General features: G+C 71.7%; 14 protein-coding genes and 1 pseudogene. 5 read left to right on the top strand and 10 right to left on the bottom strand.

The window, feature by feature from the left end:
* Positions 1-25: 25 nt before the first annotated feature.
* Positions 26-721: a TetR/AcrR family transcriptional regulator gene (locus JNO44_RS34855; RefSeq protein WP_205367960.1), complete on the bottom strand. Its 696-nt coding sequence runs from the start codon at positions 719-721 to the stop codon at positions 26-28.
* A gap of 105 nt (positions 722-826) precedes the next feature.
* On the opposite strand from JNO44_RS34855, the gene JNO44_RS34860 reads away from it, so the two are divergent.
* On the top strand, positions 827-2,305 hold the full coding sequence (locus tag JNO44_RS34860; RefSeq protein ID WP_205367961.1) for a serine hydrolase domain-containing protein: 1,479 nt from the start codon (positions 827-829) through the stop codon (positions 2,303-2,305).
* On the opposite strand, the gene katG is transcribed toward JNO44_RS34860, so the two are convergent.
* Positions 2,274-4,478: a catalase/peroxidase HPI gene (gene katG, locus JNO44_RS34865; RefSeq protein WP_205367963.1), complete on the bottom strand. Its 2,205-nt coding sequence runs from the start codon at positions 4,476-4,478 to the stop codon at positions 2,274-2,276. The genes JNO44_RS34860 and katG overlap by 32 nt on opposite strands.
* Positions 4,479-5,055: 577 nt before the next feature.
* On the opposite strand from katG, the gene JNO44_RS34870 reads away from it, so the two are divergent.
* The gene (locus JNO44_RS34870) at positions 5,056-5,466 is read left to right on the top strand and encodes a Fur family transcriptional regulator (protein ID WP_205367965.1); all 411 of its coding nucleotides are present in this window, start codon (positions 5,056-5,058) and stop codon (positions 5,464-5,466) included.
* Here the strand turns inward: JNO44_RS34870 and JNO44_RS34875 are convergent.
* The 3 genes and pseudogenes from JNO44_RS34875 to JNO44_RS34885 form a co-directional block, all read right to left on the bottom strand.
* Complete coding sequence (locus tag JNO44_RS34875; protein WP_240167801.1) at positions 5,411-5,797, bottom strand: FtsX-like permease family protein; 387 nt, start codon at positions 5,795-5,797, stop codon at positions 5,411-5,413. The genes JNO44_RS34870 and JNO44_RS34875 overlap by 56 nt on opposite strands.
* A 5-nt stretch (positions 5,798-5,802) precedes the next feature.
* Positions 5,803-6,144, bottom strand: a pseudogene (locus JNO44_RS34880) (response regulator); the annotation flags it as partial.
* 703 nt (positions 6,145-6,847) lie between these two features.
* Positions 6,848-7,795 (bottom strand): SGNH/GDSL hydrolase family protein, encoded by a 948-nt coding sequence (locus JNO44_RS34885; protein ID WP_205367966.1) that lies wholly within the window; start codon positions 7,793-7,795, stop codon positions 6,848-6,850.
* A 179-nt stretch (positions 7,796-7,974) separates the two neighbouring features.
* Here JNO44_RS34885 and JNO44_RS34890 point away from each other — a divergent pair, with 179 nt between their 5' ends.
* A complete protein-coding gene (locus JNO44_RS34890; protein ID WP_205367967.1) occupies positions 7,975-9,168 on the top strand; it encodes a PucR family transcriptional regulator in 1,194 nt (397 codons plus the stop codon).
* A gap of 26 nt (positions 9,169-9,194) precedes the next feature.
* Here the strand turns inward: JNO44_RS34890 and JNO44_RS34895 are convergent, their stop codons facing one another.
* Positions 9,195-9,851: a TetR/AcrR family transcriptional regulator gene (locus JNO44_RS34895; protein WP_205367968.1), complete on the bottom strand. Its 657-nt coding sequence runs from the start codon at positions 9,849-9,851 to the stop codon at positions 9,195-9,197.
* Between the two features lie 63 nt (positions 9,852-9,914).
* Between JNO44_RS34895 and JNO44_RS34900 the strand changes: the two genes are divergently transcribed.
* Entirely contained in the window at positions 9,915-11,243 is a 1,329-nt protein-coding gene (locus JNO44_RS34900; protein WP_205367969.1) for an aldehyde dehydrogenase family protein, read from the top strand.
* A gap of 130 nt (positions 11,244-11,373) precedes the next feature.
* On the opposite strand, the gene JNO44_RS34905 is transcribed toward JNO44_RS34900, so the two are convergent.
* The 3 genes from JNO44_RS34905 to JNO44_RS34915 all read right to left on the bottom strand — a co-directional run bounded on the left by JNO44_RS34905 (position 11,374) and on the right by JNO44_RS34915 (position 13,730).
* On the bottom strand, positions 11,374-11,808 hold the full coding sequence (locus tag JNO44_RS34905; RefSeq protein ID WP_052286442.1) for a hypothetical protein: 435 nt from the start codon (positions 11,806-11,808) through the stop codon (positions 11,374-11,376).
* Positions 11,809-11,860: 52 nt separating this feature from the next.
* Positions 11,861-12,694 carry a heavy metal-binding domain-containing protein gene (locus tag JNO44_RS34910; RefSeq protein ID WP_205367970.1) on the bottom strand — a complete coding sequence of 278 codons (834 nt, stop codon included), beginning with the start codon at positions 12,692-12,694 and terminating at the stop codon, positions 11,861-11,863.
* A gap of 97 nt (positions 12,695-12,791) precedes the next feature.
* Positions 12,792-13,730, bottom strand: coding sequence for a heavy metal-binding domain-containing protein (locus JNO44_RS34915; RefSeq protein ID WP_205367971.1), 939 nt, complete (start codon positions 13,728-13,730; stop codon positions 12,792-12,794).
* 406 nt (positions 13,731-14,136) lie between these two features.
* Between JNO44_RS34915 and JNO44_RS34920 the strand changes: the two genes are divergently transcribed.
* A complete protein-coding gene (locus JNO44_RS34920) occupies positions 14,137-14,685 on the top strand; it encodes a hypothetical protein (protein WP_205367972.1) in 549 nt (182 codons plus the stop codon).
* Positions 14,686-14,770: 85 nt separating this feature from the next.
* On the opposite strand, the gene JNO44_RS34925 is transcribed toward JNO44_RS34920, so the two are convergent.
* Entirely contained in the window at positions 14,771-15,547 is a 777-nt protein-coding gene (locus JNO44_RS34925) for a hypothetical protein (RefSeq protein WP_205367973.1), read from the bottom strand.
* Between the last annotated feature and the right edge of the window lie 399 nt (positions 15,548-15,946).

Consider the following 15,946-nt stretch of genomic DNA (forward strand, 5'->3'; position numbering starts at 1 on the left):
ATCCCCGGGAGACGGCGGGTGAGGGTCAGGTGCGGTCGCCGTGGGAGCGGTCGGCGAGGCGGGCCCGGATGCCGTCGAGGATGGCCTGGAGGCCGAACGCGAAGGTGTTGTCGGGTGCCGCGGAGTAGTCGGCGGCGGCCGGGGTGCCGAGGCGCGCGCGGAGCCGGGGGTACGGCCTGGCGATCTCGGCGGCGCGGGCCATGGTGTCGGCCAACTGCTGCTCGGCGTCCTTGCCGTTCTTGCTCAGCCGCCTGGTGAGGGACACCTGCGCGGCGGGGCCGAGGGCGCTGCCGAGCACGAAGAGGAGCACGGTGGCGGCGGCCCGGTCCGCGTCGGCGGGGGCGAATCCGGCCTTCTCGTAGAGGGCGAGGCTGTGCTCGTCGAAGCGGGCCTTGCCGGGTCCGTAGAGGAGGTGGCTGCCGAATGCCTGGCCGAGCCAGGGGTGTCGGGTGAGCATGGCGTGCGTCCCGATGGCCATGGCGGTGGCGGCCGTCCGCCAGTCGGTGGTGTCGAGATCGGGCAGTTCCACTTCCGCCCAGATCGCGTCGCCGGCCAGTCGGACCAGTTCGTCCTTGGTCTTGATGTGCCAGTAGATCGCCGTGGCGGCCGAGCCGAGGCGGGCTCCCAGGCTGCGCATGTTGAGGCCGTCCAGGCCCTCCTCGTCGAGCAACGCGATGGTGGCACGGACGATCTGGTCTGCGGTCAGGGTGTCTCGTGGCATGTCCGCCAGCTTACTTGAACTTAGTTCACGCACCTCCTTGCACAAAGTTCAAGAACGGCCCTAAGGTCTACTCGCACTTAGTTCAAGTGCCCGGAGGGGGAAACCATGTCACAGGACCAGTCGCTGTCCGCGTTCATCGGGACGGCTGCCGAGGAATTCGACGTTCCCGGTGTCTCGGTGGGGGTGTTGAGGGACGGTCAGGAGTTCTTCGCGTCGCACGGAGTGACGAGCATCGACGATCCGCTGCCCGTCCACGAGCGGACGCTCTTCCCGATCGCCTCGGTGACCAAGACCTTCACGGCGACGGCCCTGATGCGACTGGCCGCCGAGGGAAAGCTGGAGCTGACCGCACCGGTGCGTCGCTACGTCCCCGAACTCCGGCTCGCCGACGAAGAGGCCGCGGCACGGATGACGGTGCTGAACCTGCTCAACCACACCGCAGGGCTCGACTGGCACCTGATCGACGGCGACGAGGGCGACGGTTCCCTGGCCGCGTTCGTGGCGAAGCTGGCCGAGCTGCGGGTGATCGCGCCGCCCGGCACCCGGGCGTCGTACAGCCAGGCCGGGTACAACCTGGCCGGCCGGGTCATCGAGAACGTCACCGGCCTGTCCTTCGAGAAGGCGCTGGCCTCGCTCGTCCTGGAGCCGGTGGGGTTGGCGAACACCTTCTTCGACCCGGACGACGTGATGGTCCGGCGGTTCGCGGTGGGGTACAACCGCGGGGAGGACGGGACGCTGCGGGCCGCGCAGCCCTGGAAGGCGTTCCGGGCCGGCACCCGCGGCAACGACCCCGGCGGAGGTGCCGCCTCCTCGGTGAGCGACCTGCTGCGCTGGGCCCGCTTCCACCTCGGTGCTGGCGACGGCGTGCTGCCCGCCGAGGAGCTGCGCCGCATGCAGGAGCCGACGGTCCCGCTGCGCGCCAGCACGCTCGGCGACGCGTTCGGCATCTGCTGGTTCCTGCGCGAGGTGGACGGTGTGCACACGATCGGCCACGGCGGCTCGGGCAACGGCCAGTTCGCCGAACTGCTCATCGTGCCCGAGCGGAACTTCGCGGTGGTGTCCCTGGCCAACGCGGGGCCGGACGGCTACCAGTTCAACCAATCCGTCGTGCGCTGGGCGCTTGAGCACTACCTCGGGGTGGTGGAACGCGCCCCCGAGCCGCTCCCCTACGACGCGGCGCGGGCGGGCGAGGTCGTCGGCCGCTACGAGAGCGACGCCATGGACCTCGACATCGCCACCGACGGTTCCCGGCTCACCCTCGCGGTCGGGATCAAGCCGGAGATCCGCGCCGCCTCGGAGGCGGACATGCCCCCGGACTACCCGGCGACCGGCATGGCCTTCCTGCCCGGCGACGGCGACGAGTACGTCGTCACCGAGGGCGGCCTGAAGGGGCAGCGCGGGTACTTCACGCGCGACGAGGCCGGCGCCGTCGTGGGCGTCGACCTCGCCGGCCGGCTCTTCGGCCGGGCGCCGGAAGCCCCCGGATCAGCGGGGGCGGAACGGGTGACGTCCGGGGCGACCCGCACCGGCCGACCCGGACGTCACAGCTCTATCAGGCGAGGTCGAACCGGTCCAGGTTCATGACCTTGTCCCACGCAGCGACGAAGTCGTGCACGAACTTCTCCTTGGCGTCGTCGCCCGCGTACACCTCGGCGACGGCACGCAGCTCGGAGTTCGAGCCGAAGACCAGGTCGGCACGGGTGCCGGTCCACTTGACCGCGCCGCTCGCGTCGCGGCCCTCGAACTCGTCCTGCGCCGAGGACGTCGACTTCCACGTCGTGCCCAGGTCGAGCAGGTTGACGAAGTAGTCGTTGGTCAGCGTGCCCGGCTTGTCGGTGAGGACGCCGTGCTTGGACTGCCCGTGGTTGGCGCCCAGGACCCGCAGACCGCCGACGAGCACGGTCGCCTCGGGCGCGCTCAGCGTCAGCAGGTTGGCCTTGTCGAGCAGCAGGTACTCGGCCGGCAGGCGGTTGCCCTTGCCGACGTAGTTGCGGAAGCCGTCGGCGGCCGGTTCGAGCGCGTCGAACGACTCGACGTCCGTCTGCTCCTGGACGGCGTCCACGCGGCCCGGCGTGAAGGGCACCTCGATGTCGTAGCCGCCGTCCTTGGCCGCCTTCTCGACGGCCGCGCCGCCCGCGAGGACGATCAGGTCGGCCAGCGAGACCTGCTTGCCGCCCTTGGAGTTGAAGGACTCCTGGATGCCCTCCAGGGTGCGCAGCACCTGCGCCAGCTCGTCCGGGTTGTTGACCTCCCAGTTGCGCTGCGGCTCCAGGCGGATGCGGGCGCCGTTGGCCCCGCCGCGCTTGTCGCTGCCGCGGAACGAGGAGGCCGAGGCCCAGGCGGTCGAGACCAGCTGGGCGACGGTGAGCCCGGAGCCGAGGACCTGCTCCTTGAGGGCGGCGGTGTCCGCGGCGTCGATCAGCTGACCGGTGCGCTCCGGCAGCGGGTCCTGCCACAGCAGTACCTCGGAGGGGACCTCAGGGCCCAAGTAGCGTGCGACCGGGCCCATGTCACGGTGCGTCAGCTTGTACCAGGCGCGGGCGAAGGCGTCCGCGAACTCCTCCGGGTTCTCGTAGAAGCGCCGCGAGATCGGCTCGTAGATCGGGTCGAAGCGCAGCGAGAGGTCGGTGGTGAGCATCGTCGGGAGGCGCTTCTTCGACGGGTCGTGCGCGTCGGGGACGATCGCCTCGGCGTCCTTCGCCACCCACTGGTTGGCGCCGGCCGGGCTCTTGGTCAGCTCGTACTCGTACTCGAAGAGGTTCTTGAAGAACCCGTTGCTCCACTGGGTGGGCGTGGTGGTCCAGGTGACCTCCAGGCCGCTGGTGATCGCGTCGGGGCCCGCGCCGGTGCCGTGCGTGCTCTTCCAGCCGAGGCCCATCTGCTCCATCGGGGCGGCCTCGGGGTCCGGGCCGACCTTGTCCGCCGGGCCGGCGCCGTGGGTCTTGCCGAAGGTGTGGCCACCGGCGATCAGCGCGACGGTCTCCTCGTCGTTCATCGCCATGCGGCGGAACGTCTCGCGGATGTCGCGGGCCGCGGCGAGCGGGTCCGGGTTGCCGTTGGGGCCCTCGGGGTTGACGTAGATCAGGCCCATCTGGACCGCGCCGAGCGGGTTCTCCAGCTCGCGGTCGCCGGTGTAGCGGGCGTCGCCGAGCCACTCGGTCTCGGGGCCCCAGTAGACGTCCTCCTCCGGCTCCCACACGTCCTCGCGGCCGCCGGCGTAGCCGAAGGTCTTGAAGCCCATCGACTCCAGTGCGACGTTGCCGGTGAGGATCATGAGGTCGGCCCAGGAGATGTTCCGGCCGTACTTCTTCTTGACCGGCCACAGCAGGCGGCGTGCCTTGTCGAGGCTGGCGTTGTCCGGCCAGCTGTTGAGCGGCGCGAAGCGCTGCTGACCGGCGCCGGCGCCGCCGCGGCCGTCGCTGATCCGGTAGGTGCCGGCGCTGTGCCAGGCCATCCGGATCATGAGCGGGCCGTAGGTGCCGAAGTCGGCGGGCCACCAGTCCTGCGAGGTGGTCAGCACCTCGGCGATGTCCCGCTTCACGGCCGGGAGGTCCAGGCTGTTGAACGCCGCGGCGTAGTCGAACTCCTCACCGAGGGGGTTCGCCACGGCCGGGTTCTTGGCGAGGATCTTCAGATTGAGTCGCTCCGGCCACCACTGCCGGTTACCGCCCCCCTGGGTCGGATGCGGGGCCCGCCCGTGCACCACCGGGCAGCCGCCCTCGCCCTCTACGGCCTGTGCGTCATGGTTCTCAGACATGGGAATCCTTCCGGATAAGGCGGATCACAGACTCAGCAACCGCCAGCAGTGGATCGACAACCGCCGGCAATGGAACATATCGGGGCACAGGCCCCAGGTGGGCGATCTCGGCCTCTTTGACCGGGAAGCCGTTGTCGTCGGTCGCGGTCGGACAGGGGGCCTGACCGACGGAGCCATCGACGCCGTCGGCCGGTTCGCTACGGCACACGGGGCCGATCGCACTGGGTGTGCGGCCGGCCCGTACGCGACGCGAGGGGGGACATGGGATGCCTGACGGCACGCACCGGCGGCGAGCGCCTCGACGCCGAGGTCGTCACCGTCCGTGCGCCGGCGCCACACGGATGGGCACAGCCCGCGGGCTGCCGACGCTCGCCTGCGCCGCGGCTGTCCACGACCGGCGCGACAGGATTCGGGGGTGAGCGGACCCATGTGGTGAACCGTCACGTGCTTTCCCTGCGGTGTCTCGTCCCTTGGCTATCGCCAGAACCGATCCTACGATGGACTAGATCCAAGTCAATATGGCGACCAGATCCGTACGAATTCATTCGCCGGATGCTGCACGGTTAGGCTGGTGACCATGAGTGACCTGCTGGAACGACTTCGGGGACGCGGCTGGCGGATGACCGCACAACGCCGGGTCGTCGCCGAGGTTCTCGACGGCGAGCACATCCACCTCACCGCGGACGAGGTACTCGCGCGCGCCACCGACCGGCTGCCGGAGATCTCCCGCGCGACCGTCTACAACACCCTCGGCGAGCTCGTCTCGCTCGGCGAGGTGACCGAGGTGACCACTAACGGCCGCGCCAAGCGCTACGACCCCAACGCGCACCGCCCGCACCACCACTTGGTGTGCGCGCGCTGCGGCGCGATTCGCGACGTCCACCCCGAGGGCGACCCACTGGCCGACCTCCCCGCCTCCGAGCGGTTCGGCTTCACCGTCTCGGGTGTCGAGATGACCTATCGGGGCCTGTGCCCCCAGTGCGTCTGATCCGGTCCGCGGCCAGTGCGCCGACCGCCCGGGCGCCGAACATCCCGCCCAGCAGCCCCAGGAGCGTGCCGAACGCGGCGATGGTCAGCGACTCCGGTCGGATCACGCGCCGGATGCCCGCGCGGTCCATGCCGATGGCCCGCAGCACGCCGATCTCCCGGGTGCGCTCCGCCACCGACACGGCCAGCGTGTTCACGATGCCCAGCGCGGTGATCACCAGGCCGAGGGCGAGCAGCCCGTAGGTCAGGGTCAGCAGGTTGCCGACGGTGCCGGCGGCCTCGTGGACGAGTGCAGCCCGGTCCTGAACCGTCAGCAGCGGGTTGTTGCCCACCGCGGTGCGCAGTCGGTCCTCCAGGCGCGGATGACGTTGGCCTCGTCACCGAAGGTCGTCAGCATCACCACGCGCGGCGCGGGATCGAGGGCGAGCAGCGGCGCGATCGCGGCCAGTCCGTCGCACACCGGCATCCGGACGTCCACCAGCGCCACGTCGGGGCGGTGGACGGCGGCCAGCTCGACGGCCTGCCGACCGTCCTGGGCCTCGGCGACGACGTCGATGCCGTCGGCGTGCCGCAGGATCAGCCGGACGCCGTGCCGGATCATCGTCTCGTCGTCGGCGAGCAGGACGCGGATGGGCCGGGTGGGCTCGGTCACGGGGTCTCCCAGAGCGCGACGGCTCATGGCCGGTGGCCGCGGCCCGGACCGCCGCGTTGTCCAGTACGCCCGTCCCCACCACCTCCTGGTGGGTCATGCCGACGCGGGGCAGCGGGCGGCCCCTGGTGCCGGGGTCGGGTGGCGTACACGAAGAGGACCGCGATGACCATCAGCACACACCCCCGCCAGCCCGAGGGCGAGGGTCAGCGCCTCGGTGATCCGGCGGGCGGGCGGAACGGGCCGCGGTCGCGTACCGGTGCACGTTGGTCAGGGCCTCCCGCCGTGCGCGGGCGGTCCGGCGCGCCACCGTGTACGCGGTCGCCGCGGTGATCGGCCCGACGCCGGGCGACACGGCGAGCGCCAGCAACTGGAGCCCCTGGTGCGGCCACGGCTCAAGGCGTCCGATCGTCACAAAGACGCCCAGGCCCGCGAGGGCCACGCCGGCGGTCTCCGCCACCGTGCGCGCGGACCGGGACGAAAATGCCGGCCGACGGGCGATGACCGGCGAGACGGCGGAAGGGGCTGGTGCGTGACACGCTGACCGGTATCGACGCCCGAATCCGGGCCCGGTGTGAACCTCGCGGGGGATCCGCGGCTCTACCGAAAGGCAGAGACGCGGACCGTCACCACGGGAGTCCGTCGGCTTCCGCCCGCCCCGTGGCGGCGACAACGGCGCAGGGCCGGTGCGGCCGCGGGCAGCGGCGGAGGGCGCCTCGGGCGATTGTGCGGTTCAGCGCCCCAATGCCCTCAACACCGCGTCGGCCATGGCTCGTTCGCCCTTGGCGTTGGGGTGCAGCGGTGCGGCGGGCGAGGTCGGCAGCAGCCCCTCGATCCAGCGGGACGCGGAGCAGCTGTCGTGGCCCTTGGTCGGAGCGAGGGTATCGACGTACGTGGCGCCCGCGGCGGTGGCGGTCCTCGCGACCTTCTCGTTGAGCTCGCCCATGACGGAGCGCAGGAAGCGGAGGTCGCCGGTCGTGACGGGCATCTTGCCGAAGCATGTCGTCGGATCGTCGGGGAGCACCGCCGGGTAACCGACGACCACCACCTTGGCCTTGGGGGCCTTGGCGGACAGCTTGCGGAGACCGTCGGTCAGCTGCGCCGCCGCCGAGTCGAGCCGCTTGCTGAGCGTGTCGCCGTAGAAGTTCCGGCAGGGCGCTCCGAACGGGTTGGTCAGGGACAGGGCGGAGCAGGCGACCACGACGTCGACGAAGCCGACGTCGGAGGTACCGAGGTTGTTGCCCCCGAGGGTGAGGGTGACCAGGGACGTGTCGGGGGTGACGGCATCGAGCTGGGGGCCGTTGACGACGATCCCGAGGTCGGTCTGGGCGGTGGTGAGCGCGCCGACTTTGGCGCCGGCGCAGGTCTTGTCCACGTAGGAGGACGGGGAGAGGGCCGCGGCGACGAGATGGCCGTAGTTGCGGTCGGAGCGCAGGCACAGGCCCGCGGACTGCGCGGGGACGCCGGCCCCGGCGGCGTAGGAGTCGCCGAGGGCCACGTACTTCCCCGTCCCGGCCGGGGCCGCGGCGTGCGCGGAGGCCGGGGTGGTGGTCACGGTGAGGGCCGAGGCGAGGAGCGCGGCGCCGGTCAGTACGGACGCGCACTTCCGGACGCCGGCGCTGCGCGGGGCGTCAGCGGTGGCGAGGGTGTGTGTGGTGCGCGGTAATGCGGCTCTGGGCACGGTTCCCCCTGAGAAGGCAGCACGACGGAAATCGGTCCGATACCGGCCGGTAACGTCCTCGTATCGTGACGGCCCGACGCCACAGGGGCCATGTGCGGACGCACAGCACCACACCCGCCTCTGTTGTCCCAGAGCACAACCACACCCGTTTGTGCGTGCGACCTTTGTAACCTGCGGGTATGAGCCGCAAGCCCGACGCACTCGCCGAAATCGCCCCGATAGCGGCTTCGTTGCTGACCCGCACCGAGGAGCTGGGCGCACGGATGGCCCGTTACATCCGCGCCCAGGTGCCCTACTACCGGGGCGACGAACACATCCCCTTCGCGGAGTTGACCGCATCGTGTCGACGCAACTGCGAGCTGGTGCTCCAGCAGCTCGTCGACGGCCGCGACGGGGACATGGCGCCGGCGCGCGAGACCGGCCGCGAACGGGCGCGCCAAGGAACCCCGTTGGCCGAGCTGCTGCACGCCTATCGCGTCGGGTCCGAGATCCTGTGGTCCGCGATCGCCACCGAGGCCCGCTCCACCCAGGGCCTCACCACCGAGAGCATCATGGCCCTGGCCGCGTGGTGGGTGAACGGCGGCCTCGCCGCGTCGGCCAGCGACGCCTATCGCGAGGAGGTCTCCGAGCTGGTGCTGCAACGCGAGCGGGAGCGCTCGGCGATGGTCGAGGCGCTGTTCACCGGCCTGCTCGCCGACCGTACGACCCTGTGGGACGCCGCCGATGTGCTCGGCCTGCCGACCGGTGGACCGTATGTCGTGGTCGCCGCCGAGGTGCCCGTCCCCGGCCGGGAGGCGCTGCCCGGGGTCGAGGCCCGCCTGCGCGCCGAACAACTGCGGTCGGCCTGGCGCCTGTTGCCGGACCTACAGGTCGGCGTGGTGGCCGTTCCGCATCCGGAGGCCGATGACGCGGTGCTGCGCGTCCTGGAGCGGTCGCTCGCCGCCCACGTGGGCATCAGCCCCGCCTACCGCGACCTTCGGGAGACCCCCAAGGCCCTCCGGCTCGCCCGCCTGGCGCTCACCGACGCACGCGGTCGCCCCACCACCGGCATCGCGCGCTTCGACAACAGCCCGGCCGCCCTGCTGGTGGCGGCGGCCCCGGACGAGGCCGGACGGATCGCCCGGGCCGCCCTGGACGGCGTACTGCGGCTACCGGCCGACGAGCGGGACCGCCTGCTGGAGACCCTGGAGTGCTGGTTCGCGGCGGCCGGTTCGACGGTCGCCGCCGCGGAGCTGCTGTACTGCCACCGCAACACCGTCCGCTACCGGCTGCGCCGGCTGGAGGAGCTGACGGGGCGCTCGCTGCGCGATCCCCGCGCGGTGGCCGACCTCGCCGTGGCCCTGCACGGGATGCGGCTGACGCCCGGCGAATAGGGCCCGGGGCGCCGGCCGGAGATCGTTCAGCCCCGCTGCACCCCCAGGGCACGCAACAGGAACGGGAGCAGTTCCCGGATCGCCGCCTCGCCGGACGAGGGGCCGTCCGTCGCGCTCCGGTGCGCCGCGTCGGGGGTCAGGAACAGGCGGCTGACCATCGAGCCCACGACGAGGTCGGCCAGCACCTGCGGATTCTCCAGCGGCGGGATGTCGCCGCGGTCGACGGCGCGGCGCACCACGGTGGCGGACCGGTCGCGGACCGGCTCGATGATCGCGGTGTCCAGCACGCGGGCCAGCGCTTCGTTGTGCGCGGACTCACCGATCAGGACGTGCAACAGCCGTCCGCCGGGCCCCTCCAGCGTGTCGGCCTTGTCGCGCAGCAGCGCGGCCAGATCGCCCTCGACGCTGCCGGTGTCCGGCTGCGGGCCGAGGTCACTCGCCCAGCGCACGGCGGTACCGACGACGAGGTCCTCCTTGGAGCGCCAGCGGCGGTAGAGGGTCGCGGTGGAGACCCCGGCCCGTTTGGCGACCGCGGCCGTGGTCAGCCCGCCGTAGCCGTTCTCCTGGAGGACCTGGACGGTGGCTTCCAGCAGGGCCCGGTCGCGTTCGGCGTCCCGCGGGCGGCCACGGGCGGGCCGCCGGCCGGCCGCGGCGGTCTGATTGCTCTCGGTACGTTCGCCCACACCGGGAGTCTATCGACCCGCATTACGAAACGAAAAATTTTCGTTTCATGTAGCCTCGGCGCCATGACCACCCTCGCCCCCACCCCCGACCTGGACGCGGCCACCGTCGTCGACCGGCTCCGCACCACCTTCGCCACCCGCCGCACCGCCGCCACCGACTGGCGCCGCAGCCAGCTCACGGCCCTGCGCACCCTGCTCACCGACCACCGCGACGAGCTCCTCGCCGCGCTCGCCACCGACCTCGGCAAGGGCCCCGCGGAGGGCTACCGCACCGAGATCGGCTTCACCCTCAACGAGATCGACCACACCCTCGACCACCTCGACGCGTGGCTGGCACCCCGGCCCGCGGAGCTGCCCGAACGACTGCTCCCGGCGACCGCGCACACCGTTCGCGAACCCCTCGGCGTCGTCCTGGTGATCGCGCCCTGGAACTATCCGCTCCAGCTCGCGCTCAGCCCGCTCGTCGGCGCGCTGGCCGCCGGCAACTGCGCCGTCGTCAAGCCCAGCGAGCTCGCCCCGGCCACCTCGGCCGCGCTCGCCCGGCTGCTCCCCCGCTACCTGGACGCCGAGGCGGTGGCCGTCGTCGAGGGCGCCGTCCCGGAGACCACCGCCCTGCTGGCCCAGCGCTTCGACCACATCTTCTACACCGGCAACGGCGCCGTCGGCCGGATCGTGATGGCCGCCGCCGCCCGCCACCTGACGCCGGTCACGCTGGAGCTGGGCGGCAAGAGCCCCGTCGTCCTCGACCCGGGTGTGGACCTGGCCACGACCGCCCGGCGCCTGGTGGCCGGCAAGTTCCTCAACGCCGGCCAGACCTGCGTCGCCCCCGACTACGTGCTGGCCGTCGGCGACACCGCCAAGGACATCGAACAGCACCTCGCCGAGGCCGTACGCGAGGTCTACGGAGCGGATCCGGCAACCGCCCCCGAGTACGGACGGATCGTCAACGAGCGGCACTTCGACCGGCTCACCGCTCTCCTCGACGGCGGCCGTACGGTCATCGGCGGCACCCACCACCGCGCCGACCGCTATCTGGCACCCACCGTCCTCGCCGACGTCTCCCCCGACGCCCCGGTGATGCAGGAGGAGATCTTCGGCCCGATCCTGCCGATCGTGGCGGTGCCCGATCTGGACGCGGCCATCGCGTTCATCAACGAGCGCGACAAGCCGCTCGCGCTGTACGCGTTCACCGACTCCGACGAGACCAAGCACCGGCTGCTGACCGAAACCTCCTCCGGCGGCCTGGCCTTCGGCCTGCCGGTCGCCCATCTCACCGCGCCGGGCCTGCCGTTCGGCGGGGTGGGCGAGAGCGGCATGGGGCGCTACCACGGCGAGTACTCGATGGAGACCTTCAGCCACACCAAAGCGGTGCTGGACAAGCCGCTGGGGTGACCGGACGGCCGGGGCGGTGAAAACCGGCGGGGCGGTAGGAGCGGCAGGGGCGGTCGGGTGTCTGGGCTGCCTGGGCCGTCGGAGCCTTTGCGGTGCCGATCCCGGCGTCGCGGGCCGGTCGACTCCGGGGTCAACCGCCCAGCAGCAGCCTCTCCAGCGCCGCCCGGGCCCGGGCGTCGGACGCGGCGCGGGCGGCGACGGCCTCGGCCAGTTCCCGCACCCACTCGTCCAGCTCGACCGGGCGGCGGGAGAGCACCACGCCCCGCACCTCCTTGCAGACCTCGCCGCCGGGTCGGCTGCCGGAGAGGTCGAGCACCAGGCGCTGCTCGCCGAGCGCGACCTCCAGCCGGGCCACCTTCCCCTCCCTGCCGGCCAGCCGGTCGGCCATGCCGCGCTTGCGCTCGACCGTCACCGCACCGGGCGGCAGCGCGTCCGCCAGCGCCCCGGTCAGCACCTGGGCGTACACCTCCAGGTCGGCGGCGTCCCGGCGCAGCGCGGCGGCGAGCATGTCGACGGTGGCGGCGCCGCCACCGGACTCGGACGGGACGGGGTCGTGGGAGGACATCAGCGCGGCGGCCTTTCGTGTCGGTCTGCGGTCGGGGCGACGGGGCGCGTGCTCAGCCGTCGAGGCTCAGCACCATCGTCGGACGCTCGATGACATGGTCCTCGCGCAGCGGCCGCACGGCGGTGCCGATGGCGAAGAACTCCGTGGTGTGGCCGCCCCAGCGGTGGTTGTGCGAGTTGAGCTGCACGCCGACGATGCCTTCCGCGTGGAGTTCCTCGGCCTCGCGCTGCATCCGTTCCATCGCCAACTCCCGCGCGTCGTAGAGGGCCTGCGTGAACGGTTCGATCTCCACGTTCCTGCCGATGTTGGAGAACATCGAGCCGATCTTCTGGTGCGCGATGTGGTAGACGCAGGTGCCCATGACCATGCCCAGCGGGGCGTACCCGGCGCGGACCAGCGTCCAGAAGTCCTGCCCGCTGAGGTCCGAAGTGAACGGCTGGCCCTTGGCGTTGCGCCAGCTGCCGTTGCCGCCGGGCGCGGGCTCGTCGGCCTTCACCGCGGTGCCGATGGCGATGAACTCGGCGATATCACTGCCAAAATCCCGCGCCTCGACCGAGAGCCGCACGCCCACGATGCCGTCGGCGCCCAGCTGCGCCGCCTCGGCCTCCATCCGGGTCATGGCCAACTCCCGGGCGTGGTACATGGCCTGGCTCAGGGTGGTGAGCTCCTGGTTCTTCCCCCAGCGGCCCAGCTGGATGCCCACGTGGTAGATGGAGCTGCCCAGCACCAGGCCGAGCGGCCGGAACCCGGCCTCGCGCACGAGCAGGAACTCGTTGACCGACAGATCACTGGTGAAGATCGACCCCGGCTTGCCCGGCTGGAGCTCGGCCAACCGCCGCATCGCATCGGCCGGGACGCCCTGGGTGGTCGGGTCGGTGGCGGTCATGAGCGGTTCCCCTCGTGAAAGTGCCTGGTGGTGCTGGACGGGCGAGGACCGACGGACGCCGACGGGTCGGAGCCGACGGGTGGTGTTCGGCGGTACGTCACGTGACACGCGCACGGCGGCGGTTCGCATCCAGCGACATCATGGTCAGCGTGCGCGGCGGCTCCTGGCGCACGGTGAATCCGGCCACCGCGGTGCCGACCAAGGTGGCCTCGGCGACATGGTCCTTCTGGTCGGAGTCGCTGTTGCGGCGGCGCGCCCGGACGCACTCCTCGCGCCAGATCCGCAGGCGGCTGTCGCCCAGCACCACGCCGTCCGCTCCGGTGTGCCACGCCTGCTCACCGATCCGCGCCCGCGCGTCATGGCGGGTCGCCGAGACCAGTTGGCTCCAGCCGGCGACCTCTTGATTGCCGGCCCCGAACCAGTTCTGCCGCCGGGTCGTCCAGTCATCGTGGCGGGTACCGATGGCCAGCCCCACCAGGAGTTCGACCGGCACCCAGCCCGCGGCGATCAGCTTGGCGAAGCCCTGGCCGTCCAGATGCGTGGTGAAGGGACGATGGGGCCGCACCGCACCCCGTGCCCGCACGGCGGTGCCTGTCACCTGGAATTCGAAGCAGTGGGGAGCGGAGGGGAACGGCGCCATGGTGAGGTCGGCGGCCACCACGCCGTCGCCGCCCAGTGCCGTGCACTCCGCCGTCATCCGCGCGAGCGCCGCATGCCGTGCGGCCAGCAGCACATCGACCAACGACTTGGAGGCGGCCCCCTGACCGGAGACGGCGACCGGCGCGGGCGTCGAGCCGCGCCCGGACCAACTGGCGTTCCCATAGCCGCAGTCGTAGTAGCGCCAGGAACTCCCGCCACCTGCCACGTGGTAGACGGCCGTGCCCAGCACCTGCCCGACCGGCTCGAAGCCGACGGACCGGATCGCGGTGAACTCCCCCGTCGACAGCGCCGAGGACCATGTGCCCCGCCGCCGCGCCTCGGCCGTACGCGCCGCCGCCACCGGCGGCAGCCCCCCTGCCGTCCACTCCCCGCTCATGAACACCCACTCCGTTCCCCGGAACAAGCCCTCGCACAGCGAGTCTAGGGCGCGGGTCCGACAACACCGGGTACGGGGCGGTCCCGGTCACATCGGTTTTCCCCCTGTTCAGATGGCCTCTGATGCTGCTGCGCGGCCCAGTCGACGACACGGGCGTCACCACCGCCCCACCCGCACCTTGACCGGAAATTTGCCCCCGCTTGAGGCGTCATACGAGGGCGCACGACCCCGACATCGGCGCTGCCCCAGGGTCGCCGGCATGGGTGCCGGCACGAGCGGGCGGCCGCCGCCCGCACAACGCGCCCGAGGTGCTCGCTCTCGGCGGCCGGCACCTCAACAATTCGCTGGGCGGCCACCTGCCCGAACGGTACGTTGCGCAGCAGGACGCGGGAATCGGAGCGAACTGATGCGCCCAGTGCTGCTGGTGGACGTGGACGGACCGCTGAACCCCTATGCCGCGAAGCCGCAGCGACGCCCCGCCGGCTATCAGACGCATCGGCTGCTGACGCCCCGCTGGGAGGCCGCCCAACGACGCCGGCTGACCGACTGGGGGCTGGCCGACGGGCGCATCAAGCCGCTTCGTGTCTGGCTCAACCCGCACCACGGGCCGGCGCTGCTGGCACTCCCCTTCGACCTGGTCTGGGCGACCACCTGGGAGCAGGAGGCCAACGACTTCATAGCCCCGGCCCTGGGGCTGCCCACGCTGCCCTTCGTCCCCTGGCGCTCGCCGCGGCCCGAGCCTGTGGGAGGCGTGTTCTGGAAGACACCGGAGGTCGTCGCGTGGGCCAGGGGGCGCGCCTTCGCCTGGGTCGACGACGAGATCACCGACGCAGACCGGGCCTGGGTCGCGGAACACCACCACGGTCCCGCTCTCCTGCACCGGATAGACCCCCGCGTCGGACTGACCACGGAGGATTTCGCCGCGCTGAGCGCATGGGCGACCGGCCTGGGCTGACTGCCGACCGCGCCCCGGCACCACCTGCGCCGGCCCTGGGGCGAACCACCTGACAGGGACGGGTCCTGCGAGGTGGTCGGCCTCGTCAGTTGTCGACGTACTTCCGCAGCACGGCCTGGTAGTCGGCGAACTCCGGCTCGGTGTGGAGCTTGTCGGTGCCCCGCTTGAGGTAGACCATCCCCGGGCAGTCGGGCTTGCGGGAGCCGCTCAGTTGCTCACTGCCGACCTTCTTGCCCGTCCTGGCCTCGTACACGGTCACGTCGTACACGCCGCGGTACAGCTTGATGCTGTCCGTCGTGAACGTGCAGTCGGTCAGGAACTCGCCCTCGTCGGGCGAGTCCAGGCAGGCGATCAGCTGGACCCGGTGCGGGTCGAGGCCGTTTCCGCTCCAGTAGTCCGCCGTGCCGGAGGCCGGGTAGGCGGGGTGGGGAGAGCCGGACTCGCTGATGGTGAACATCGCGATCGGGTGTGGGCCGCCGCCGGTGTGGTCGGCCGCCTGCGGGAAGTACTTGCGGGCCAGGCCGGCGCCGCAGCCGGTCTCGAAGTCGGAGACCCGGGTCAGCGCCTTGTCGTTGGCCTTCGGCTCGAACATCACCCAGTACACGCCGTAGCCCACCGCCACGACCATGACGAGCGCGATCACCCGCGGGATCACCGTCCGCCGGCCACGCTGTTGCGGCCGCTGCCCCGGGGCGGTGGCCCCGCCGGCCCGGCGCCTGTTCACCACGGCATACCCGAGGAAGAGGACCGGAGCGGCCGCCACCACGATGAACAGGAGGCCCACCGGCGCATTGCCGCCCTTGAAGGCGATCACCGAGAAGACCACCGCGATGCCGATGAACAGGACCATCAGCCTGGCCATGAACACACCTTTCCTTGAGACCAACAGCGAGCCCGAACCATCGGCGACACGCAACTTCGCCGGTGGAGACTCCGCGCCGCTGCACGACCGGTCGTTCGCCAGACGACCTCCCCACTCTCGCGGAGGGCGTTGAAATGCCGATGACATGGCGATGAAGCGGGCGCGGGAAGGCACCGAGACGAGAACTCCCCACGCTGCCCGGAGGCGCCGTCACACCACTCCAGGTGAGTGCACGCACGCGCACAGGCATGAGGGGGTATGCACACAGCCGCAACTCCAGGCACGACGACCCGCGCCTTCCCCTGGAGCCGCCCCGTCGCCACACCGCACACCGCACACCCCACACCCATACGGTCGTTCCACGACTGGCAGCCGTCATCCGGCCCGAGGATGCTTGAG

The sequence above is a fragment of the Streptomyces noursei genome (assembly GCF_016917755.1).
Taxonomy (GTDB): Bacteria; Actinomycetota; Actinomycetes; order Streptomycetales; family Streptomycetaceae; genus Streptomyces; species Streptomyces yunnanensis.

Excerpts from the sequence above, each read along its gene's own strand:
- JNO44_RS34855 (WP_205367960.1), bottom strand. The coding sequence starts at position 721 with ATGCCACGAGACACCCTGACCGCAGACCAGATCGTCCGTGCCACCATC.
- JNO44_RS34860 (WP_205367961.1), top strand. The coding sequence starts at position 827 with ATGTCACAGGACCAGTCGCTGTCCGCGTTCATCGGGACGGCTGCCGAG.
- katG (WP_205367963.1), bottom strand. The coding sequence starts at position 4,478 with ATGTCTGAGAACCATGACGCACAGGCCGTAGAGGGCGAGGGCGGCTGC.
- JNO44_RS34870 (WP_205367965.1), top strand. The coding sequence starts at position 5,056 with ATGAGTGACCTGCTGGAACGACTTCGGGGACGCGGCTGGCGGATGACC.
- JNO44_RS34890 (WP_205367967.1), top strand. The coding sequence starts at position 7,975 with ATGAGCCGCAAGCCCGACGCACTCGCCGAAATCGCCCCGATAGCGGCT.
- JNO44_RS34900 (WP_205367969.1), top strand. The coding sequence starts at position 9,915 with ATGACCACCCTCGCCCCCACCCCCGACCTGGACGCGGCCACCGTCGTC.
- JNO44_RS34905 (WP_052286442.1), bottom strand. The coding sequence starts at position 11,808 with ATGTCCTCCCACGACCCCGTCCCGTCCGAGTCCGGTGGCGGCGCCGCC.
- JNO44_RS34910 (WP_205367970.1), bottom strand. The coding sequence starts at position 12,694 with ATGACCGCCACCGACCCGACCACCCAGGGCGTCCCGGCCGATGCGATG.
- JNO44_RS34915 (WP_205367971.1), bottom strand. The coding sequence starts at position 13,730 with ATGAGCGGGGAGTGGACGGCAGGGGGGCTGCCGCCGGTGGCGGCGGCG.
- JNO44_RS34920 (WP_205367972.1), top strand. The coding sequence starts at position 14,137 with ATGCGCCCAGTGCTGCTGGTGGACGTGGACGGACCGCTGAACCCCTAT.
- JNO44_RS34925 (WP_205367973.1), bottom strand. The coding sequence starts at position 15,547 with ATGGCCAGGCTGATGGTCCTGTTCATCGGCATCGCGGTGGTCTTCTCG.